This window comes from Microcoleus vaginatus FACHB-2002, from assembly GCF_040004035.1.
Taxonomy (GTDB): Bacteria; Cyanobacteriota; Cyanobacteriia; order Cyanobacteriales; family Microcoleaceae; genus Microcoleus; species Microcoleus vaginatus_C.
Window position 1 is genome coordinate 1 of record NZ_JAMPLN010000034.1, and the last position, 21,679, is coordinate 21,679.

The following is a 21,679-nucleotide window of genomic DNA, read 5'->3' on the forward strand; positions in this document are numbered from 1 at the left end:
GATGTTCCCACCCCATATCCTGCTAACTATTAAATGTAGCTAAAGATTCCATCCTGTTTTGAATAATGTTTTTGGCTCTTGATCGCTACATCATACATCAATTCAGCAACGCCCAAAGTAATTTGGCAATTTAAACAACTACTCCACACAACTAATGTATATAATGAAACTCCCAGCTTTAGATATTTAACAAAATTAAGACGACTCAAATCATGGCAGTCAACCTTACCATCATATTTACGTGGAGCTCCCAGTTTCTTTTGTTCACCTCTATAGAGATAGCGTAAGTTAGCATCAACTCTTAACTTGCCAATAAAGTCTAAATTTAAGTCCCGCACAGCATCCCAGAATTGAGATCGATAGTAATAGCCATCAGCCACCAAATAACGTACAGAAGTTGGTCAGAAACAACGAGTATTCTTTAGATGTTGTGCATAGTCATCAACTCTTGTGATGTCAGGCGTTGAGCTTTGAGGGTCCGGTTTTTTGCGAGATTTCTTAGACCAGGAATTCTTCGGATTTTGTGGCAGTTTTTTCACCGGCTTTATTTGAGGGCGTGATGGAGTCTGCTGTAGGCTTAAACTATAAGCTAAACGAATCTCAATTTCGACAATAGAAATCACAGAAATTTCCAACCCCTGTTCCGATTTACCAGCTACACCCTTATAAAAATAAGCTTTACCGTCAGTTTTTTTGCCATTTTTTGTGACCAAAGAACAATCAATAACAGCAATGACTGTGTGTTCAGTATTTAAGGCAGATTCGAGGAAATATTGATTAAATTGTGGAAAATTAAAAGTTTTGATAAAGTGACGACGGTAGGTTTTTTCGCTCAAATAACTATAACGACTTAAATTCGTGAAGTTGACTTTACCATAAACCAGCAAAATAGTTAAGAATAAAGTGATTAAAAACTTCTTTTGGGGTTGACTAATCCCTGGCATTTGTTGTAAGATGGATTCAATAATCTTCCTAAGGCAATCTGTTGAGCTTGTGTGTTTTTATAGCTTAACCTAAAAGAGCGCCTTTTTTTCTGTTAATTTTGGGTTCAGATTGCACTCACTTTTTTCGCTTCTGTGCTTTATTGCGTAAGCGTTGCTTGCCGAAGGTATCGCATCCCTCTTGAAAAACTGTCCGGAGTATTGAGATGAGGGTTTTAAAAACTACGCTTTATTCCAACAAACCCAAAACCTCGCTCAATTCTTGAGTTGGACATCCGAGTTTAAACCAAAAGTTGAATCTACTATTCATTCATGGATAGAGAGAGCCGGAGGGGAAGCCGGGAAACTTTTACGCTCCTTGAGCAATAAGGCTCATCAATGGTGGTATTTTTTAGACCCCCCAAAGATACCGCCTGATAATAATTTAGCAGAACGAACGTTACGTTTAGCCGTCACAAAAAGAAAAATTAGTGGAGGTTCCCGGTCTATGGAACGGTTTCAAGATACTGCCAATTTATTGACGGTTATACAAACTTGTCGCCATCAAGGACGTTGTGTCCGCCGAGTTTTTTGACCAAGCTATAAAAGCAATGGTTGACTCGGCTGTGCAGACTCCTTCTTTAATTCCTCTAATTGAGACCTGAATCCTTACGATGCGCCTGGGCTTAGTGAAGCAATACTACTGACAAATAACAACTAACTTATTGTCACGATCGAGGTCTTCCCAAACTTGTAATATAAAGCACAGCCTCACCCGCAGGAATACCGAGAACGTCATTGACGCGATCGTCAAAAAAGCCCCCGATACCGCTGACACCCAAACGCAGTTGCATAGCTGCTAAATTCAACCGCTGGCCCAAATGACCCGCGTCCATGTGCAAATAGCGGTAAACTCGATCGCCATATTTTGCTACAGCCCTGTTCAAATCCGCCGTGTGAAATAACAGCGCCCCCGCATCTCTGCCTAAATCTTGCCCCAAACACAAAAAATGCAATTCCCTGCGGAAATTTTTAAACCGAATTTGCCGCAATTCTTGAGCTTTCGGAGCGTAATAGTAACAGCCTTCTTCTAACCCATTCACTCCCGAAACAGCAATAAAAGTCTCGATCAAACTTAGATCGAAATAGTCTGGAGAACCGTCTAATCCTTGGTCGATATAGTGCTGCGGCTGGTAAGTAAAATCGAGCATAGCTAGCAGTTCGCCCAAGCTCAAAGAAGCACCTGTATAAGCACGGGTAGAACGCCTTTTTAGCATAGTGTTTTCTAAACTTTCCAGGTTCACTCCCCAAGGAATCGAAGGAGTGACCGTCGAAACTTTAGTACAAAATGGAAAGTTATATTTATCCTCTAATTCCCCTTCACTTTCCTCAAGTTTCCAGCCGTCTGCTCCGGTAGGGTCTGAGTCTAAATGCGTGGCTTTGTGGAGGTATTTTAACAGTTGACCCTCGGAAATTTTAGGGTAATCTGTCGTGGTGTTTCCAGGTAAAGCTGTTTTAAATTTAGGCAAGTTTTGGTCAATATCTAGCAAGTCGGCTAAAGCAACTACACAAATCGCTCCTTCTTGCTCCGAGTCGATGTATAGTAATTCATTGACAGCTTCGTCGGCGAATCCTCCAATCAGGTGAGGTCGGTAATCGTTGACGGCGCAAGCTAACTCGATATTGCTCAATAAATGACCGGTGTCTAGAAAAATTCGCCGATAAGCTCGGTCTTCGTAACGCCAAGAAGAACGGAAAAAAACAGTGGTAATGGCGATCGCCAATTGGGTATTTTCTAGTGCTGGCGACTGAAAACAAGCTGCTTGCAGGGCAGGCCAAACTTGACTGTCCCAAAAATGAACAAGTGAATGAGTTCTGCACTGATAGTTGTAGAGTCCGGCCGGCAACTGGGCAGTGCCACGGGAGATTAAATAAACCTCTGCTGGGTAGAGTCCACCCGCCGACGGTGCAGAGCGCAAATACAGGTAGCTGTCGTCTACCGTCTGTACTTTCGCCGTCAACCCGTAGCTGCACAGCAACAAGCTAGATAACCGATGCCACCAAGCGGCATCGGGATCGGCATCGGCATCCTCCGAGGGGTCTTTTAGATAAGGCTTGAGGTCAAAATACGCTCCAATTTTATATTCTTTGAAAGGCACAGGTTGCTCTGTCCAATCGAGCTGTTTGCTTTTGGCGGCAATGGTTTCAGGGTCGTATTTTGTCCGTTCGTGGTAGTGCTGAGCAATGGAGAGAGGAAGTTCTGGCATATTTCAGTAGAGGATTCGCTTTGGTTTCTCGATCGATCTTGACATTACTAACCGCTTACTGGTTGAGCAAGGCAGAAATTTACAAATATAAAAAAAATCTTAGAAAAAATGCGACTGTTGTTACACAAGCTTAACATAATAAGAGACATAAGTATAAATACGCAGAAAAATAACCATTAATTACTGTTATGGATTGGCTGCAATAGCTGTCCTCATAAAGGGATGAAAATGCAAAAGCTAAGCGCTGAAGAATTGCTCGCTCAGTATGCTGAGGGCAAGCGAAACTTTAACGCCGTTGACTTAAGTGAAGATAACTTGTTTCAAGCCGATTTGGCAGAAATAAATCTGTCTGGTAGCGTTCTGAGGGGAGCTTATTTGCCCTACGGAAATTTGACTGAAGCCAATCTTTATAAAACTGATTTGCAAGATGCTGAGTTGGGCGACATTCAACTTTATCAGGCAAACTTGTCGGAAGCAAATTTATCCAGAGCAAATTTATCCAGAGCCAATTTGCGCCACGCCAATTTACAAGGTGCCAATTTGCAGAAAGCGAATTTGCAAGGTGCGGATTTGTACAATGCAGATTTGAGGAATGCGGATTTGAGATATGCGGATTTGAGCCGAGCTAATTTGGAGAAAGCAAAGTTAACCAAAGCTCAATTAGCAGGCTGCAACTTATTTCGATCGCGCTTGGTTGATTTGTCGGAAGCGGAGTGCGATCGCACTACTATCGGGCCCGAAGGCTATTGATGATTTCCAGCGCTGCGGGCGATCGGCTTAATTAGTCGTGAAGCGTAGCTATCCCGTAGCGAATCGCCCTTTTTAAAATTTCTTAACATTTCTCGACACGCGGGAAAATGTGAGTTACAGTCGTAGAGAACTTATCGATCCGCAACATTGACAATAAATAACACATTTTTCCAGCGGAAAAAAGGCTAAAATTTATGAATTCTCCTGACAACAAATCCCGAGAACTCCGGCGCAAAGAACAAGAACTCCGGAAGCGCGAACAAGAAATTCGGCTCCGCGAACTAGAAGCCGAAATCGACCGCTCAGTGCCCGAACATCTAACAAGCAAGTACCAAGAACCAGACAGCAAAGTTAACGGCAAACTCAAACAGTGGCGCCGAAAAATTATAGCAGCCGCTCAATTTACAGGCATTGTCATTGCTGTTATCGTTGCAGTTCGCATAGCATCTTGGCTGGCAGCGGCGCTGATAGTGGGAGGCATTGCTTTCATAGCTTACAAAATGTTTATTGAAGAAGACAAAAGTTGAGAATGTCAAGCAGGAAACTATCAGGAAATACCCATGAACCTTAAAGTAGAAACTAGCAACTTTCTCAACGATTTAGAGCGAGTAGCCGCCGTCCGCCGAGAAATTGCCACTCGCCTCAGCAACATCGCGACAGCCATCAACAAATCAGAATTAGCAGGAGGAGAAGGATCGGGAAAACTCGGTTTAGAAACAGACAACGCCGACATTGATGTCGCTAGTAAAAACTTGCGCCAAGGGGTCTTTCGGCTGCTAGTGCTAGGCGACATGAAACGCGGAAAAAGCACTTTTCTCAATGCGTTAATCGGCGAAAACTTACTGCCCAGTGATGTAAATCCCTGTACAGCTTTGCTGACGATTTTGCGCTATGGTTCAGAAAAAAAAGTAACCGTTTATTTCAATGACGGCAAAAGCCCAAAAGAGCTAGATTTTAAAAGTTTTAAACAGAACTACACAATTGACCCGGCTGAGGCAAAACGCTTAGAAGAAGAAAAGAAACCAGCATTTCCCGATATCGACTGCGCCGTAGTAGAATATCCCTTACCTTTGCTGGAAAAAGGCATAGAAATAGTAGACAGTCCCGGACTGAACGATACAGAAGCCCGCAACGAATTATCTCTCGGTTACATCAACAACTGCCACGCTATTTTGTTTGTACTCAGGGCAACTCAGCCTTGCACGATGGGTGAAAGACGTTATTTAGAAAATTACATCAAAAATCGCGGATTGAGCATTTTCTTTCTGATTAATGCTTGGGATCAAGTGCGAGAAAGTTTGATTGACCCGGATGATCCTGAAGAATTAGCAGAAGCAGAAGGGAAACTGCGGCGGGTTTTTCAAGCTAATTTGGCTGAATATTGTTTAACAGAAGGACACGATATTTACGACGAGCGAGTGTTTGCAATTACCTCAATTAAGGCACTCAGGTTGCGGATGAAAAACCCGGATGCGGATTTGGCAGGGACTGGTTTTCCCGAGTTTATGGCGGCACTAAATACGTTTTTGACCCAGGAAAGAGCGATTTCGGAATTGCGTCCGGCGAGGACTTTGGCGCGTCAAATTTCTGCTCGCGTCCGCGAAGCTGTTGGGCGCAGATTACCATTACTCGATCGCGATGTCAATGAGTTGAAGGAAAAAATTAATTCAGTTGAGCCAGAGTTTAAAAAGCTAACTCAGATTCGCGATGAGTTTCAACAAGAAATTAGCCGAGTTAGAGATAGTAAATCGCGGGCGATCGCAGATTCTTTTCGCGCCTACGTTCTTAACTTAGAAAATACCTTTGAAACAGATTTCTTACGGTATCAACCTGAACTGAGATTTCTCGATTTCTTCAGCCAAGGCAAGCGAGAAGCTTTTGAAGCATCGCTCAAACGAGCATTCGAGCAGTACATCAACGACAAACTAGCAGCTTGGACTCTCACGGCTGAACAAGAGATGAATTCAGCATTTTCGCAGCTCTCACAAAGTGCGGCAAATTACGGAGCATCTTACACGAAAGTGACTGAAAAAATCACAGAAAAACTGACTGGGCAAAAAATACCAGCAGCAGTCAGCAACTCAAACGAAGATAACTCGCCAGCTTGGGCAAAATGGGCGATGGGATTGTTCTCGTTAACGACCGGAAATCTGGCGGGCGTAGCAATGGCAGGAGCGGGTTTTGATTGGAAAAATATCCTGCTTAATTTAATTACTGTGTTAAGCGTTAGTACGATTCTTGCTAGTTTTACGGGGATTGTTTTGGGGCCGCTGTACTTGGCGTTGTTGGGAATGGGTGTAGGGGTTTTGCAAGCAGACGGAGCTCATAAACAGTTGGTGAAAGCCGCGAAAAAAGAGCTGGTGAAATATCTGCCACAGGTGGCTCAAGAGCAGTGGCAGCCGATTCACGATGCTGTGAAAGAGTGTTTTGATGTTTACGGGCGAGAAGTGGGCGATCGCATGAATGATGATATTAATTCTCGGAAAGCTGAGTTAGATAATTTGCTCGAACAAAAGGAATCTCGCGAGATTAATTGTCAGGCTGAATCTGAGCGGTTGAAAAAATTGGAGGCTGATGTTTCTGCCGAGTCGCAGAGTATTGAATCGCTATATCAAGCTTTCCTAGCATCGGCTTGAAATAAAACAACAATATGCAACAAACCGAAATTTATCAAGACCTGACCGACAATCTCAAATCAGCACTCGGTATTCTCGAACTTGAGAAAAACTCCCAACTGTATCGAGATACCACCTCAATTTGCGACTATCTGACCAAACCAACTTTTCAAATTGCTGTCTTTGGCCCGTTTAATTACGGCAAGTCAACTTTGCTGAATGCTTTGCTGGGAAATCGTGCTTTGCCGATCGACCTAGTGCCCACTACAGGTGCTGCCATTTATGTCAACTACGGCGAGGAATTGCGCGCAAAAATTACCCTGAAAGACGGCACGGAAGTTAGCGAACGGGGGACTGATGTTTTGAAACGCTACGCCATCCTTGACGACGCGAGACAAATGCGGGATGATGTGGCGGCCGTGAATGTTTACTGTCCCCATCCATTCCTGCAAACCGGTGTGGAATTGCTGGATTTGCCGGGAACCAATGACCGCGAAGAACAGGATAATTTGGTTCGGGATAAATTGCTAACGGCTGATTTAGTTGTGCAGGTTTTAGATGCTCGCAAATTGATGACTTTAGGCGAACGGGAGAACTTGAGAGATTGGTTGAGCGATCGCAACATCAAGACTGTAGTCTTTGTTGCCAATTTTCTCAATCTACTCGAACCAGACGACCAAAAACAAGTTTACAATCGCTTGTTGTTTGTTGCCGAAAGTTTTCGCTCGAACTTGCCGACCAATATCAGCAATATCTACCGCGTCGATGCTTTGCCGGCTTTGAGGGCGAGGCTGAAAGGAGATGTGGCGGCAGCCCAAACTACAGGAATTGCCACGTTTGAATCGGCTTTGCAAAGTATTGTGGCAGCTCAACAGGAACAACTAGCAGTTAAGTTGCCCAGAATTGAAGCTATAGCTACTAAAATTTGCCAATCTCTCCGAGCCAAAGCTGAAACTGTCACTGCAGAAACAGCGGCAGCTCAAAAAAAGCACAAAGACAAAATTGAAATTAAACAAAAAGCTGAAAAATTGATATCAAAAGGCTTTCAAGCCAGCGTTTCCGATTTCGAGATTTGGCTTTACCAGCCTACACTTTTGCAGCGGTATCAATCGGAAATGGCGCTATCGCTTCAGGAAGGAAGTTTTGATGCGTGGAAGCTAAAATTTCAGCGAGAGGTCTTACATCAGCAGCAAACCATCGCAGAATGGGTAAATAAAGCTTGCGAATTCTTTGAGAAAGAACAGCCGATCGCACTTTTGATTTCGTTTCCTCCATCCCCGCAAGTCAGTTTACCGGAACCGCCGCCACCTCCACCTCAAAAGTCGATCGACAGCGAAGTGGCTCCAGTGGCGATCGCAACAGGCTTAGGTTGGCTATTGGGCGGGCCTGTGGGAGCCGCAGTAGTCGGCGGTGCTAGCTATATTTTGAATAAAAGAACTGGGTATGAAAAGCCGCCTGAATCGCCAGAAGCATATCTAAATCAAGTAACGGAAATTTGCAGCGAGGCTGCTAAAAACTATCTCGCTCGCTTCAGCACCGATACTTTTTCCATGCTGCAACACTACAAGGAAATCGCCGGAAAAGTTATCTGTTTTCAAGACAGCAAAGAGCCGCTACAGACAAATATTCAGCAATACCAGATACAGTTAATCAATAATTTGTTAGAAAATATCGAATCCTGCCTTCAAATGACCAAATCTGTAATTAACGGCAAATGATCCGAACCGACATTGCGACCAGTACGAATCTTCAACACACCAATTTCTTTGCTGACTAGAAAGTGATCTATCGGAATATAAGCCAGCGGCATAAAAGTCGGCCAAGTCGGTAAAATGCCAAAACCCGATCGCGCATTTCGCAGTTTTCCAGTTTTTACCATATTTTTGTAGAACGGCGACCACATTGTGGTATTTAAATCCCCAACCACAATCAGCGGATTTTTGACTTGGGCTGCATACTCGCCGATGCCTGCTAGCTGTTTATTGCGATCGATAAAACTCTCCTGTTTGACTGGCACAGTCGGATGAGCAAGAATCATAGAAATGATTTTACCTTGAAATTTAACATCCGCCGACAAGCTCTTTCTTTGATTTGAAAAGGCTTTAACCGAAGAATTTTCTAAAGGCAGCTTGCTGTATATTGCACTCCCAAATCTCTCAGATTCTTGCTGGGTAGAAGAGTAAGGAAAAATCTCGCTTAAAACCGATAACTGTTTTGCCCAAGTTGAGTTGACTTCTACAAAAACCGCGATATCAGGTTGTTCTGCTTTAACCAGCGATATTACCTCAGAATATCGCCGATTAGCCCTTAAAACATTTGAATGCAAAATCCGCAAGTTGTGTCCGGGAGTTGCTCCGGCAACTGCTGGCGCTGGAAAATACCAAGGAACAATTTCCGCCAAATTAATGATAATGCAAAATACGCTCACCAGCAGCCATATTTTTTTTGAGCGCACGAGAGCGAAGAATATAAAAGTAGAGAAACCAACCACCAGATATTGTAGTTTAAAATGAGAACTCAATTCAAAAAAAATGTTAAATTCTCCCAAATAACCGACTATGGACAATACGGCATTTACAGTTGCTGCGATAATAAACCATTTTAAAATTACGTGCTTCAAGCTAATGATTTTGTAGTTGCTGCTGTGCATCACCGCCCATTTGAGCTTAATTTTGAGGTCGTTGGTAATCGGCAATTTATCAATTTCTGTTACCAGTTGTTCTGGCTGTTCCAACACTCGCCGCTTTTGATAAAATCTCACCAACAAGCTATCTACCACAAAATAACTAAAATAATTGGCAACAAATCCTACAAATACCAACACACCTAAGCCGATCAGCATACCAAAGGAACCGCCGACTTTGACTAAACCCGACCAAACGGCGGCGTCACCTGTTTTCCCTGTAGCTAAGATGGCTATAAATAGCATTAAAGCAGGCAATCCGACCGTGATTGTGTTTCTGATGATAGAGTCCATTATTATCCTCTCTGCTAATCTTTATAAGATAGGGATGTGGGTCTAAATTTCATAAATTTCTAACGGTAAGTTGTCTGGATCTCTGAAAAATGTAAATCGTTTTTCGGTAATCTCGTCACGGCGAATATTTTCTACTTCTACTTGTTGAGATTTTAAGTGAGCAACTGATGCTTCTATGTCCTCAACTGCAAAAGCTAAATGTCTCAAACCGCAAGCTTCAGGATTGTTAACTCTTTCAGGAGGATGGGGAAATGAAAAAAGTTCAATGGTGTCGCCGTTTCCGACTCGCAAATCTAGTTTGTAAGAATTCCTCTCGGTTCGGAAAGTTTCTTTGATAATGGAACATCCCAATACTTCTACATAAAATTTCTTCGATGCTTCGTAATCCGAGCAAATAATCGCCACATGATGTATTGCTTTTATTTTCATCTGAATAAAGTTAGTTAATTTTGTTTTTCTGAGATGTTGCACCATTTTAAATAAGCTTTTTATGAACAGGCAAGATGCCTGTTCCACAAAAAAATTTACTCTTTGTGGAACAGGCATCTTGCCTGTTCTTGAGAATGGTGCCAGATCTGAGGTTTTTCCAAATGCACAGCACGCTATTGACAATTATATTTGACGATCGCAGACACGGCGAGAAACCCTGCTAAATTCAACGCGAGATCCCTTTATTTTCCCTCGCTCAAATCTTAATCGGAAAAATTTCTGCAAAAAAAGTACCCTACATTGATAAAATGAGAGTTTTGCAGTCAATCACCCAATTTGCATCTCAGGAGACAAGGATTATGGCCCGTATGTATTACGACACCGACGCGAACCTAGACCTCTTAGCCAACAAAACGGTTGCTATCATCGGCTACGGTTCCCAAGGACACGCCCACGCGCTTAACCTCAAAGACAGTGGCATGAATGTCGTTGTCGGTTTGTATCCCGGTAGCAAATCTGCAGCCAAAGCAACCGACGCGGGTTTAACAGTTCACCCGGTAGACAAAGCAGCCGCCGCCGCTGACTTCATCATGATTTTATTGCCCGATGAAGTTCAAAAAACTATTTACAAAGAACAAATCGAACCGAACCTTTCTGAAGGAAATGTTTTAGCATTTGCTCACGGTTTTAACATTCACTTCGGCCAAGTTGTTCCCCCTGCCAATGTAGACGTAGTAATGGTTGCCCCCAAAGGCCCCGGACACTTGGTGCGACGGACTTACGAACAAGGGGAAGGCGTTCCCAGTTTGTTTGCAGTATATCAAGATGCTTCCGGTCAAGCGCGCGATCGGGCAATGGCCTATGCTAAAGGTATCGGTGGCACCAGAGCCGGCATTCTGGAAACCACTTTCCGCGAAGAAACAGAAACGGATCTTTTTGGCGAACAAGTAGTTTTGTGCGGCGGTTTGAGCGCCTTAATTAAAGCTGGATTTGAAACTTTAGTTGACGCCGGATACCAACCGGAATTAGCTTATTTTGAATGTTTGCACGAAGTTAAACTTATCGTTGACTTAGTAGTAGAAGGAGGCCTCGCCAAAATGCGCGACAGCATCTCCAATACCGCAGAATACGGCGATTTAACTCGCGGCCCCCGCATCGTCACGGATCAAACCCGCGCCGAAATGCGTAAAATTCTCAGCGAAATTCAATCCGGCCAATTTGCCCGCGAATTCGTTCTGGAAAACCAAGCCGGCAAACCCGGTTTTACCTCCATGCGCCGTCAGGAAGCAGAACATCCTATTGAAGAAGTTGGTAAAGATTTGCGAGCTATGTTTAGCTGGTTGAAAAAGCAGGCTTAGTCAATTTTAGATTTTAGATTTTAGATTTTAGATGGGAGTACCAATCTAAAACAGTCCTGGAGGCCTAACCTCTATCTGTAGGGTGTGCAATGCACACCTTACCGCTAGTACCAATTTTTTATGAGGCCCCGTACAATCCGATCCCCCCTAGCCCCCCTTAATAAGGGGGGGACAAGATTCCGATCAAAGTCCCCCAACAATCAGGGGGATGCGAGGGGGATCGAGATATGTGCAACTTCACATTAAATTGGTATAGGAAGAAAATCTAAAATCTCAAGTTTAATCGATTTGAGATTGGAGGAAAAATCTAAAATCTACAATCTCAAATCGTCATGTTTGATTGTGCTTCGCTTCACCCAACCTACAAGAAAATGGCTAGGTATTATTAGAGAAACCGGGTTTTTCGCTGGTCGCTCAAAACTATCGACTGGGACTAGGACTTTTTTGCAATTTTTCAAGATCCTGTTGCCTTTTCTCGTTGAAATCTCTGGGTCTCAACCAATCTGGCCACAACCCCACGAAGAACTTCCGACTTGCCACGCTAGTATCTCTTACAGGTTTGGGGAGAAAAGTTAAAGTGTCACCGTAAAGGGTAAACAGGGCTGCCAACAGCAGCAATAGCGGGATAAGATTTTTTTTAGGCATCGCAGTTTGGGAGTAGAGTTTGTGAAAGCGCTTTGTTATATTTTGCCCTTGCACGGACAAAATATATCAGAAACAGCTTAAGAAGAAAATACAGCCCTGGGGGGTAAGGGGCGTCGCCTACAATAGGAAAGCCTGCTAGTCGCAATCTGATGTCCCCTCGAACTACCACTACAAACACCTTTATTATAGGTGTTCGAGTGGACATCAGATTATTAGCTAATAACTAATAGTGGTAAGGTTCGGACTGCGAACCCTACATAATTATGTTCTGGGTCCAGAAGTCAACAAAATACTATGTTTTTTTGGCGCTTACCTACTTAACGACTAATAACTAATCACTACTTATTCCGTTGAATAAAAGTTTGCACTACTGTATGAATTTCCGGGGAAATTTCAGTTACGAGCCGCACCGGGATTGCCGATGTGGAAGCTAATTGCGCGTATTCGGGCGTAAGAAAAACTGCATATTTGTCAGCTTCTGCTGTCAGTTGAGCGACCGTGGCTAAACTTATAGCTTTAATATAATTGCGTATGCTAACAGCTTGTTCGCCGACAACTTCATCGCCACTCATTACTGTGTTCGGTCTGCGAACTTGGTTTAAAGTTGTACTCGGATCTTTGACGCTTAAGTGGGTTCCTCCTACAAAACCGACTAGCCATTTAGGAGATGGAATTTTTGGGAACCCTGCAATTTGTTCTGCTAAGGCGGGAGTGGTTTTGTCTGCAGAAGATGCTACTATTAATGTGGGAATTTGAATGGCACTTAAACCAGTTTCTCCAAATAATAATGATGTGATCGGATTCATGGCGATCGCCCTTTTAATCCTCCCATCCCGCAATTGATATCGTTCTTCGGGCAATCCGGCCGCCGCGCACTGAATGCCTTGGCCTAAGCTGAACCCAATCAAATCTCCCTGACACCGCTGTTTGAGTCCACTCAATTGCAGTTCGGCACCGGCCAAGGACAAGGCTGTGGCGCCGCCGAAAGAATAGCCAATTATTACCGATGGGTCGAGCGCGATTTTTCCCTGCAAATTATCATCAGTTTGGTTCAATTTTGTCAGTTCGTCGAGTACAAAACTGATGTCTTTGGGACGGTCTAAAAACTCTTGAGGGGCTAGCAAGGGACACTTACCCGCCATCGCAGCATTGGTATTCGTCTCGTTGCTGCCCGGATGTTCTAAAGCTGCTACCACATAGCCGTGAGACGCCAAATGCTCGGCTAAGTAGCGCAAATCCGTGCGGACGGAACCCAACCCGTGAGAAAAGACGATCGTCGGTTTGTCGGGTGTCGCAGCTTTCGACCAATACACATCGACTTGAATACACCGATTGCGGGCGCTATCGTTCAAATCTAGCGCCCGTACCTGCACGGAATTAGGGCCGGGCTGGGTGGGATCGAAAGGCAGGTTAAACGCGGGTTTAACCGGTGCTAACTGAGGTGCGATCGCCGCCATAAAGCGCTGAGTTTGCCAAAAACTTGTGTTCATATTTCCCAAAACTGTGAAAGCTCGATCGAGATCCACCACGACCCGCGAGCTCGGATAAGATTCAATAAAACTCAATACCGATAAGCCTTCCGGCGCGTTGGCTCCCAGCAGCAGAGCCGCTCGCAGCGCTTCCACACCCCCACCGTCGCGCCTGGGTATCACTGTAGTCAAATCCGTCAGGATGGCAGTGCCGATGCCCGTACTTAGCAAGTTGCTCAGGCCGACTACATTGAGGGGAATTTTCGCTTGCAGCGCCCGAAAAATTTTACTCCGCTGTTCGGAGGACAGGAGATTGGCGTAAGCTTGCAGTTTTGCCGGGACTTTTCCTGTTTCTGCGAGTTCGCGCAAATCAGCAACCGATATTGAAGTTTCTAAAATACCTTTGCGGACAACAACCGTTTCTGCAGCTTTTACAGGGGATGTCACGTCGCTGAAAGGATTAATCGAAATCGAACCCAAAACACTCGCCACCGAAGAAAACCATCTGAAATTTGGTCTGATGCTCATTTTTACGTTACTGAACTACAGGAGATATATCACCATATTCTCAAAATTTTCCCCGATGCCGAGAATTTGTCTAGATCAATGTGCGATCGTCAAGGCCTCTGGGCATATTTACTTGCCGATCGATAATAAGCTTCTATAGCAATCCTTGCAGGAGTCGCAAATTTTTTACCCCACCCCAACCATCCCCGAACCCACCCTGAGAAAGTAAGAAATTCACAAATGATGCGAGGATGGCTATCTGGCCTACTTACAGTCAAATCTAGACTTCGATAACTTATTAGCCATAATTATCAAGCAAAGATGGTCATTTGGTTTAAGGCACTAACCCAAATTGCGGTAACGGAAAGGTACCGAATTGGTTTGAGCGATTGGCTATCCAAGGGTTGCCGAAAAACACGGTGGGATGCTCGATTCTATTTTCCAACCCAGAAGAGGTGAGGAATTTCTCCTAGCAATTCCGTTGGATTAGAGCTAAATCTTAACCGCAGATGAATGCAGATTCATAACATCATCGGCGGTTAAAATTTTCCTCAAGATACAGGAAAATAAACAACAAGCATCGAAATATCTGGGTGAATTCGGGCGATGGCTTCCGGTTCTTTAAGAGTTCCCGGTTTTTCCCACAAATTCTGGTGAGAAATTGTTGTTAAAATCAGCAAATCATGTTCTAACAAATTCTGCGAAACTAGCTTGATAAAATTTCCCCGCACCCGATTTACTGGTATCTCAGAAAGAATTTCCACCTCCGCCGCACTTTTGTTGCTTTGTTCCCGTTTTGTCGCCACCAAGAGCACTTGCAAACTCGCCTTGAGTTCCTCGGCTAAACTCTTAGCAATATCCACAGTTTCCTGAAATCCAAACCGAGTCAACTCGCTGTCAGTTACCGCCAAAATTATTCTGGCTGTATTCTGGAGAGGATCGGGAAATCGAGCAATCAGTACCGGTACGGGCGATCGCCTGATCACTGTGTCAATGATGCTGCCAAAAAAATTGTCGCGCGTCGTGGAAAATCCCTTCCAACCGCAAACAATTAAACTAGCCTCGCGTTCGGTTGCACTCCGCAGAATTCCGCGATCGATCGCATCATCTATCCTCGCGATCGGTTCAACCGCACAAGCAGCCGCATGGGCGACAGTTTCCGCAGCCGTCAAAAGTTGAGTTTGCTGCATTTTATCTGCGGGCGAAATTGCTTCCCCGCGATCGGACAAAATATGCAGTGGCAGCAAAGTTCCCTGAGATGTTTTTGCTAAAATCAAAGCCAAACGCAGCAAATTATCTTCTGTATTCGGATTAGCAACCGGCACTAAAACTCGCTCTCCCCATGAATGCTTTCCCGCAGTAGCCACCGGCAAACTCGACCCCGGCTGCTGCATTTCTTGACCCCACCGAGATACAATCCAAGGAGAAGCGACACAAGTTACTAAAATCATGGCAATGATGCCATTCACCGTTACGCGATCGACCAATTTAATCTCAAAAGCAACCGTAATCGCCGCCAAAGTAGAAGCAGCTTGAGCAACAGAAAGGCCGAACATTACCATAATGTTCGGAAACTCAAAACCAAATAATTTCCCCGGTAGCCAAGCTGCCAAAAACTTGCTCGCCACCTCTGCTAAAATCATCACCGCCGCCACCAACAAAGACTGCGGCTGCTTTACCAAAATTAGCGGGTCAATTAACATCCCCACAGAAATCAGAAAAAATGGCACAAACAGCGTATTGCCAATAAACTCAATCCGATTCATCAGCGGACTCATTTTGGGAATAATTTGAGTAATGGCAATTCCCGATAAAAATGCACCAATAATTGCCTCAATCTCAATTAATTCTGCTGCGTAAGAAACTAGAAATAGGGTGGCCAATACAAATATAAATTCGGCATTCTCGTCGTGTCCAAATTTCTTAAAAAACCAGCGACCGATTTTGGGAACTCCCCACAAAGTAGCAAAAGTGTAGATAGCAAGAGATGGAATGAGAAACAGCCAAAATTCGAGAGTGAGATTTCCTTTGAAAGCTTTAACAACAATTGCCAGCACCAACAGTCCCAACACATTTGTAATTAAAGTCCCGCCCAAAGTCGTAGTAATAGTCTGAGTTCGCATCAATCCCAATTTGGTGAGAATTGGCAGCGCTAAAAGTGTGTGCGTAGCGAAACAAGAAGCTACTAAAATTGCAGCCAGCCAGCTATATCCCAACAGCAGCATAGCCCCTGTCCCCAATATCATCGGTAGCGCAAAAGTAGCTAGCCCAAATATGACAGCTTTGTCCGCATTGAGTTTGAGATCGTCAAGGCTAGTTTCCAGTCCCGCTAGGAACATCAAAAACAGCAATCCTACAGTACCTAGCAAAACAATAGTAGCGTCCCGTTGCAGCAAATTGAGACCGTTGGGCCCGACAATTACGCCAGCAATAATTAAACCCACTATTCCCGGTAGTCGCAAGCGCTCAAATACCAGCGGCGCGAGTAGCATGATTGCTAAAAGAACCAGGAAAACGGGAACGGGGGCGGTAATTGGCCCGGAAGTTAACATAAGTTTTTCACCCTACATATTGGCAGCGAACTGCTACCAGTTTTAAAATAAAACATCAAAATATCTATCAATCTAAAGAGGTATTCTCAATATTTTACAGCGTAATTGGTAATAAGTAAGACTGGGCGGGAGTAACTCTGTTTATTGGTAAAATATGGGTTTGATGACTAGAAATTGGGCGCATCACGAACTCCGATAAAAAAAACTATATTTTTCAGTCCGGGAGGCACAAAAACCCGGTTAAGAGTCAAAATAACAGGTTGTGAGCGATCGACGTTAACGCCGACACCTGATTTTTGATCCTATTTGCGTCCACCACTATTTAGGTATCAAATGCAGGGAGACACAGACATATATCCCCAGATGGAGCTTGGCAAACTCGGTCTAATTCAGAAACCCGGTTTCTTAAAAAAACCGGGTTTTTCACCACAACAGACAATTTAAATGGGTTAGTCTTGGACGAGAAACAACCCGGTTTCCACGCAACGTACTTAACCGTACCCTTACGGTAGCTAAGTATGTATTTGTTGTCAAGATTTTTCCATCTAATTTTCAATGATAGGCTAAGCGATCGACACAATACTAGCTCGCTCGTAAGGCAATCTGTTAGTCGGCAAAACATCCAGATTAATTTGCAACGAATCCAAAGCCGGATTTTCGGCTAGCAGTTTTTGCGCCAAACCCTTATTAACAATTTCCCAGAAATCCGTTTCATTGGGATAATTAGTCAAGAAACTGTCGATGCTTTTGTAAATCGGCACAAAGTCGGGATACTCAGCCTGCGTAATTCCTGGTTTGTACTGATATTTGACATCAATATTGAGGTTATTCAAACCCTGGTGATCGATCGAGTAATTAGGAAGCTTGAAATTCCACGCTTCGCCTAATTTACCATCTTGAGTGCGAGTAACGGTACTGCTGCGCTCGTAAGGCAATTGGTTCGTCGGTAAAACATCCAAATTAACCGTCACAGACGAAATTGCCGGATTGTCAGCAAGCACTTTTTCGGTCAGATTTTTGTTGACAATTTCCCAAAAATCTGTTTCATTCGGGTAGTTAACTAAAAGATTGTCAATGCTCTTGTAAATAGGCACAAAATCAGGATACTGATAATTTTGAATCCCGTCTTTGTACTTATAATTTACATCAATATTCAGGTTATTTAACCCTTGATGATTAATGGGGTAATTTGCCACTGTAAAATTCCATTTCTGCGTCAGTTGAGCATCGGACGGAAAGAAAGCAATTCCTATTGGACGCTGTAGCTTGCTGTCGGGAGGGACAAAAATAGAACTGTTACTCGACCCAGGATTTCCCGATATTGGCAGCGGTTCGTCAGTCTTGCCATTATACCGCAAAACAGCGCCGGCACCGTTAGCATTAGCGCGGTTGTCAAAGCCCACTACAAACAAATTGCCGATCGGCGAAAAGGCCAAACTACCTACATAATTGCTACTGGGCGAAGTATCCGTATAATTGGTAGATAAAACCTTGACCAATTCCCCACTTTTTAAATTGTAGCGCCTGATATCGTTAGCAAAATCACTGACATAAAGGTCGCCGTCAGCCGGCCCGATTGCCATTCCCAAAAGACTTGTAAATCCCTGACTCCGAGGCGAAGGATCGGGCGAAGCAAAGATACTTGACTGCCGGGTTTGCGGGTTGTAACGCAGCACCTGACTGGGGAAACTCGCGCTAAAATCGGGTTGACCGTTGCTCGCCACACTCCCCTGCGTTGTCACATACAAATTGCCGTCAGGAGCAAACAGTAAACCGTTCGGGCCATTCAATCCTCCCGCTTGCTGATTTCCCGAAGCAAATACATCAATAAACTGTCCTGTTTTGCCGTTATATCGGAGAATTTGGTCACTCAAAAAACTGCTGACATAAAAATTACCGTCAGGGCCAAAAGCTAAACCGTAAGGGCGAAACAATCCGCCAGTTTCATCGACCGCCGTGTTCGGATTATCGCCGACAAACTTGTCAATAAATGCGCCAGTAATTCCGTCATACCGCAATACCGCAGATGCTGTTGGTTCTCCCGAATTTCCGGGCTTGTCGCCGCTAGTAATGTAAATGTCCGACTGATCATCGCCATTGCCATCTGGCCCAAAAACGATCGTATCTGGATTGGACAAACCGCCGCTTCCCGGTGGAATAAATTCGCCTAGCAAATTGCCGGTATTGCCGTCAAACCGAAGTACATTATTTCCCCTGGTGTTGCTAACAAGGAAAGTTCCTTGAGGATTGCTGGGTTGAGTGCGAGTAACTTTGCTCGTTTGGTTGTAGGGTACGTTTTGGGTTGGCAAAACGTTTAAATCTATCTTAATTGCCGCCAAGGCAGGATTTTCGGTGAGGATATTTTGAGTCAAGTTTTTATTAACAATTTCCCAAAAATCTGTTTCGTTCGGATATGTGGTTAAAAAGTTATCAATGCTATTATATATTGGCCCGAAATCGGGATATTCATTGGGAGCGATTCCTGGCTTATACTGGTAATTGACATCGAGATTGAGCGTGTTTAATCCTTGGTGATTGATTGCGTAGTCTTTGACTGAAAAATTCCAATCTTCTGTGATTTTGCCTTGACTGCGGAAAACTGTACTGGCGCGAGCGTAGGGCAATATCTCCGTTGGCAAAACTTCAAGTTGAATCGTAACATCTGTCAGTACCGGATTTTCATTAAGCACCTTTTCCGTCAAGTTTTTGTTAACAATTTCCCAAAAATCTGTTTCGTTTGGGTAGTTAACTAGGAAGTTATCAATGCTTTGGTAAATGGGCACAAAATCGGGATACTCGTTCGGGGTAATTCCCGGTTTTAACCCGTAACCAACTTTGAGGTTTAGGGTGTTTAAACCTTGGTGCTCGATGGTGTAATCTTTTAAATTGAAAGCCCACTTTTCATCAGAAAATAGGGAAGAAGTTTGGGATAGGGTGAGTTCACCCACAGGTAAAGCCATCCCTGTCAGTTCGTCTATCTCACCTTTAGTCGAGACAGCGCTCTGGGATTTTAGACTACTATCAACTTTAAGATTGTCGCCTCCTGACGATTGGAGACCGAAGTGGGTGAAGGCCTCAAAAAGGTCGATCGCACTACCAGTCGCAGCAGCCGGCCAATCTGGTTTTTGAGTCAAATCGTAGCTGGTATCAAATAAACCATTGGTATCGCCGACGCCAATTTTGCCGATACGATTTAAGCTATCTGAATTATTGAATAAGTCTAGTATTTCCGCTGAAAAACCCGCAACATTTCCCGGAATCTGATTTTCTTCAAACAGTCTTGCTGTGTTAAACATAAGCTTTTTTTTAGATACACCCGCGACCTGGAATGAATTTGACTAAATTTTACACTCTTTCCCCCAAAAGTCAAGTAGTTTAATAAGAAGTACCTTATATTTTATCCGAATTAAACCTTAAATTAGTCCTCTTTCTCAAGCCTCTCGTTTGCCGTTGCATCGGTATTGTTCAAATGTCAAACAGTCAACAGTCAATAGAAATTTATGCCAAAAACCGGATTTCTAGTTCCCCGCGCACAAATCCTGATTTGGCATACCCCTAAAAAAGGGAGACGTGCTTTTATCCCTTGCTCTTCCCTATTTAAAATCTAAAACCGGGAAAGGTTTCGCCGCTTCCATCTGCGCCGCTAAAGCAATTAAAGTTGCTTCCGCCGCCGGTCGCCCGATAATTTGAATTCCCACGGGCAAACCGTTGTTATCTAAAATGGCAGGAAGGGCGATCGCAGGCAAACCACTAGCATTAAATGGCGGACAAGGAGCTACCCAATTAATAATGCGCTGCAAAGTTTCTTCAAAACTCAAATCCGCCCACTCCCCAACCCGGATTGGCGAGTGCATATAAGTCGGCAAAACTAATACATCAAATTTTTCAAAGAATCCCACGATCCGCCGTGAAATCACCTGCATTTGATTCACCGCCCGCAAATATTCCCCAGCGGAAATAGTTCTTTCCAACAGCCAGCGATTCATCGGTTCCAAAGCAGGGCCTGGAATGCCACTTGCCGCCGCCCCAGACTGCCAAATTGCGGTAAACGGTTCGATTAAACCCGTAAAATCCGGGCATCCCGGTTCGACATTGTGGCCCAAATCTGTCAGTAAATTGACGGTTTCGAGTACGGCTTCCTGACAGATAGCCTCCGCCTCGCCCACAGGGGAAATAGTCGTAGAAAACGCAATTCGCAGTTTGTCCACCTTTTGACGGGAAGCCTCTAGAAACGTCGGATTTGAATCTGGTAGCCAGTATGGATCGCCCGTTGTGTAGCCTGACATTACATCCAAAAGTGCGGCGGCGTCAGCTACTGTGCGCGCCAGTGGGCCGTTAGCAGAAATGCCGCTGAGGTAATCTCCGACAGGTGCCCAGGAAACTCGCCCCCGCGATGGTTTAATGCCCACTAAACCGCAGCAGGAAGCTGGGCCTCGGATCGAACCGCCGCCGTCTGAACCTTGGGCGATCGCACACAAACCGGCTGCTACAGCCGCCGCTGAGCCACCGCTGGAACCTCCGGGCGTATAGTCTAAATTCCAGGGATTGCGCGCCGGTGGGAAACCTTCTGGTTCGGTGTAAGGTAATGAGCCAATTTGAGAGGTTGCTGTTTTCCCCAGAATGTTAAATCCCGCTGCTTTGATCCGCCATACTACTGACTCGTCGTAGGCAGAGATGTTACCCAGCAAAGCCTGAGTCCCGTATGTACACGGAACGCCGGTCACTGGTGTCAAGTCTTTAATGGCGATCGGCACTCCGAAAAAAGGTGGCAATTCCTGTGGCTTGTTTAACCCAGCTAGTTTTTCGGTTTGAGATTTAGCTAGGGCGATCGCCCGCTCGGCCGTTACTGTAAAATAACTGCCCAGCTCAGGGTTTAATCGCTCAATCCGTTCCAAGTAGAGATTGACAATTTCTAAAGGCGACACTTCCAGGGTGCGGATCGACTCCGCCAACTCCAGAGCTGGAGTAAAAGCCCGATCGACAGAATTCATCGGTTTAAGTCCTTAATAATTGGATGAAGTATCAATTTATACTGTTTGAGTGCGGAAAACTCTTTCCATTAAAAAATTTATCCAAAAATGTGGAAAATCCCTATTTGGTCGTAGATCAAGAGTGAGCGCATCCTCCTATTGGCAGAATATTTCCTTTGTATTGCACCAGTAGAAACTGATCTTGCGATAGACTGAGGAG

Annotated in this window: 15 protein-coding genes; 6 read left to right on the top strand and 9 right to left on the bottom strand. The window is 44.4% G+C overall.

Annotation, left to right across the window (positions count from 1 at the left end; genetic code table 11):
- Positions 1 to 29: 29 nt before the first annotated feature.
- Together NDI35_RS23225 and NDI35_RS23230 are read right to left on the bottom strand one after the other, a co-directional pair.
- Positions 30 to 380, bottom strand: a complete 351-nt coding sequence (locus tag NDI35_RS23225; protein WP_445314779.1) for a hypothetical protein — start codon at positions 378 to 380, stop codon at positions 30 to 32.
- A 21-nt stretch (positions 381 to 401) separates the two neighbouring features.
- Entirely contained in the window at positions 402 to 944 is a 543-nt protein-coding gene (locus NDI35_RS23230) for a hypothetical protein (protein ID WP_445314780.1), read from the bottom strand.
- A gap of 259 nt (positions 945 to 1,203) precedes the next feature.
- On the opposite strand from NDI35_RS23230, the gene NDI35_RS23235 reads away from it, so the two are divergent.
- Entirely contained in the window at positions 1,204 to 1,515 is a 312-nt protein-coding gene (locus NDI35_RS23235; RefSeq protein WP_445314781.1) for an IS66 family transposase, read from the top strand.
- A gap of 133 nt (positions 1,516 to 1,648) precedes the next feature.
- Here NDI35_RS23235 and NDI35_RS23240 read toward each other — a convergent pair whose 3' ends face one another.
- Positions 1,649 to 3,187, bottom strand: coding sequence for a SagB/ThcOx family dehydrogenase (locus NDI35_RS23240; protein ID WP_445314782.1), 1,539 nt, complete (start codon positions 3,185 to 3,187; stop codon positions 1,649 to 1,651).
- A gap of 228 nt (positions 3,188 to 3,415) precedes the next feature.
- Between NDI35_RS23240 and NDI35_RS23245 the strand changes: the two genes are divergently transcribed.
- The 4 genes from NDI35_RS23245 to NDI35_RS23260 all read left to right on the top strand — a co-directional run bounded on the left by NDI35_RS23245 (position 3,416) and on the right by NDI35_RS23260 (position 8,270).
- Positions 3,416 to 3,937 carry a pentapeptide repeat-containing protein gene (locus tag NDI35_RS23245; RefSeq protein WP_333349824.1) on the top strand — a complete coding sequence of 174 codons (522 nt, stop codon included), beginning with the start codon at positions 3,416 to 3,418 and terminating at the stop codon, positions 3,935 to 3,937.
- A gap of 194 nt (positions 3,938 to 4,131) precedes the next feature.
- The gene (locus NDI35_RS23250; RefSeq protein ID WP_445314783.1) at positions 4,132 to 4,464 is read left to right on the top strand and encodes a hypothetical protein; all 333 of its coding nucleotides are present in this window, start codon (positions 4,132 to 4,134) and stop codon (positions 4,462 to 4,464) included.
- Positions 4,465 to 4,497: 33 nt separating this feature from the next.
- A complete protein-coding gene (locus NDI35_RS23255) occupies positions 4,498 to 6,573 on the top strand; it encodes a dynamin family protein (protein WP_445314784.1) in 2,076 nt (691 codons plus the stop codon).
- A gap of 14 nt (positions 6,574 to 6,587) precedes the next feature.
- Positions 6,588 to 8,270 (top strand): dynamin family protein, encoded by a 1,683-nt coding sequence (locus NDI35_RS23260; RefSeq protein WP_445314785.1) that lies wholly within the window; start codon positions 6,588 to 6,590, stop codon positions 8,268 to 8,270.
- Here the strand turns inward: NDI35_RS23260 and NDI35_RS23265 are convergent.
- Positions 8,237 to 9,529: an endonuclease/exonuclease/phosphatase family protein gene (locus tag NDI35_RS23265; RefSeq protein WP_445314786.1), complete on the bottom strand. Its 1,293-nt coding sequence runs from the start codon at positions 9,527 to 9,529 to the stop codon at positions 8,237 to 8,239. The two genes, NDI35_RS23260 and NDI35_RS23265, sit on opposite strands and share 34 nt — an antisense overlap.
- 42 nt (positions 9,530 to 9,571) lie before the next feature.
- The gene (gene gloA2 / locus NDI35_RS23270; RefSeq protein WP_445314787.1) at positions 9,572 to 9,958 is read right to left on the bottom strand and encodes an SMU1112c/YaeR family gloxylase I-like metalloprotein; all 387 of its coding nucleotides are present in this window, start codon (positions 9,956 to 9,958) and stop codon (positions 9,572 to 9,574) included.
- A 308-nt stretch (positions 9,959 to 10,266) separates the two neighbouring features.
- Here gloA2 and ilvC point away from each other — a divergent pair, with 308 nt between their 5' ends.
- Positions 10,267 to 11,316, top strand: coding sequence for a ketol-acid reductoisomerase (gene ilvC, locus NDI35_RS23275; protein WP_445314788.1), 1,050 nt, complete (start codon positions 10,267 to 10,269; stop codon positions 11,314 to 11,316).
- A 983-nt stretch (positions 11,317 to 12,299) separates the two neighbouring features.
- Here the strand turns inward: ilvC and NDI35_RS23280 are convergent.
- From NDI35_RS23280 to NDI35_RS23295, 4 genes are all read right to left on the bottom strand, one after another.
- Complete coding sequence (locus tag NDI35_RS23280) at positions 12,300 to 13,958, bottom strand: alpha/beta hydrolase (protein WP_445314789.1); 1,659 nt, start codon at positions 13,956 to 13,958, stop codon at positions 12,300 to 12,302.
- Between the two features lie 530 nt (positions 13,959 to 14,488).
- Positions 14,489 to 16,489 (bottom strand): cation:proton antiporter domain-containing protein, encoded by a 2,001-nt coding sequence (locus NDI35_RS23285; protein WP_445314790.1) that lies wholly within the window; start codon positions 16,487 to 16,489, stop codon positions 14,489 to 14,491.
- Between the two features lie 563 nt (positions 16,490 to 17,052).
- Complete coding sequence (locus NDI35_RS23290; protein ID WP_445314791.1) at positions 17,053 to 19,785, bottom strand: Vgb family protein; 2,733 nt, start codon at positions 19,783 to 19,785, stop codon at positions 17,053 to 17,055.
- Between the two features lie 297 nt (positions 19,786 to 20,082).
- Positions 20,083 to 21,480 carry an amidase gene (locus NDI35_RS23295; protein ID WP_445314792.1) on the bottom strand — a complete coding sequence of 466 codons (1,398 nt, stop codon included), beginning with the start codon at positions 21,478 to 21,480 and terminating at the stop codon, positions 20,083 to 20,085.
- Between the last annotated feature and the right edge of the window lie 199 nt (positions 21,481 to 21,679).

Coding starts and splice junctions, on each gene's coding strand:
- NDI35_RS23260 (WP_445314785.1), top strand. CDS start 6,588: ATGCAACAAACCGAAATTTATCAAGACCTGACCGACAATCTCAAATCA.
- NDI35_RS23245 (WP_333349824.1), top strand. CDS start 3,416: ATGCAAAAGCTAAGCGCTGAAGAATTGCTCGCTCAGTATGCTGAGGGC.
- NDI35_RS23295 (WP_445314792.1), bottom strand. CDS start 21,480: ATGAATTCTGTCGATCGGGCTTTTACTCCAGCTCTGGAGTTGGCGGAG.
- NDI35_RS23255 (WP_445314784.1), top strand. CDS start 4,498: ATGAACCTTAAAGTAGAAACTAGCAACTTTCTCAACGATTTAGAGCGA.
- NDI35_RS23280 (WP_445314789.1), bottom strand. CDS start 13,958: ATGAGCATCAGACCAAATTTCAGATGGTTTTCTTCGGTGGCGAGTGTT.
- NDI35_RS23290 (WP_445314791.1), bottom strand. CDS start 19,785: ATGTTTAACACAGCAAGACTGTTTGAAGAAAATCAGATTCCGGGAAAT.
- NDI35_RS23285 (WP_445314790.1), bottom strand. CDS start 16,489: ATGTTAACTTCCGGGCCAATTACCGCCCCCGTTCCCGTTTTCCTGGTT.
- ilvC (WP_445314788.1), top strand. CDS start 10,267: ATGAGAGTTTTGCAGTCAATCACCCAATTTGCATCTCAGGAGACAAGG.
- gloA2 (WP_445314787.1), bottom strand. CDS start 9,958: ATGAAAATAAAAGCAATACATCATGTGGCGATTATTTGCTCGGATTAC.
- NDI35_RS23240 (WP_445314782.1), bottom strand. CDS start 3,187: ATGCCAGAACTTCCTCTCTCCATTGCTCAGCACTACCACGAACGGACA.
- NDI35_RS23250 (WP_445314783.1), top strand. CDS start 4,132: ATGAATTCTCCTGACAACAAATCCCGAGAACTCCGGCGCAAAGAACAA.
- NDI35_RS23265 (WP_445314786.1), bottom strand. CDS start 9,529: ATGGACTCTATCATCAGAAACACAATCACGGTCGGATTGCCTGCTTTA.
- NDI35_RS23230 (WP_445314780.1), bottom strand. CDS start 944: ATGCCAGGGATTAGTCAACCCCAAAAGAAGTTTTTAATCACTTTATTC.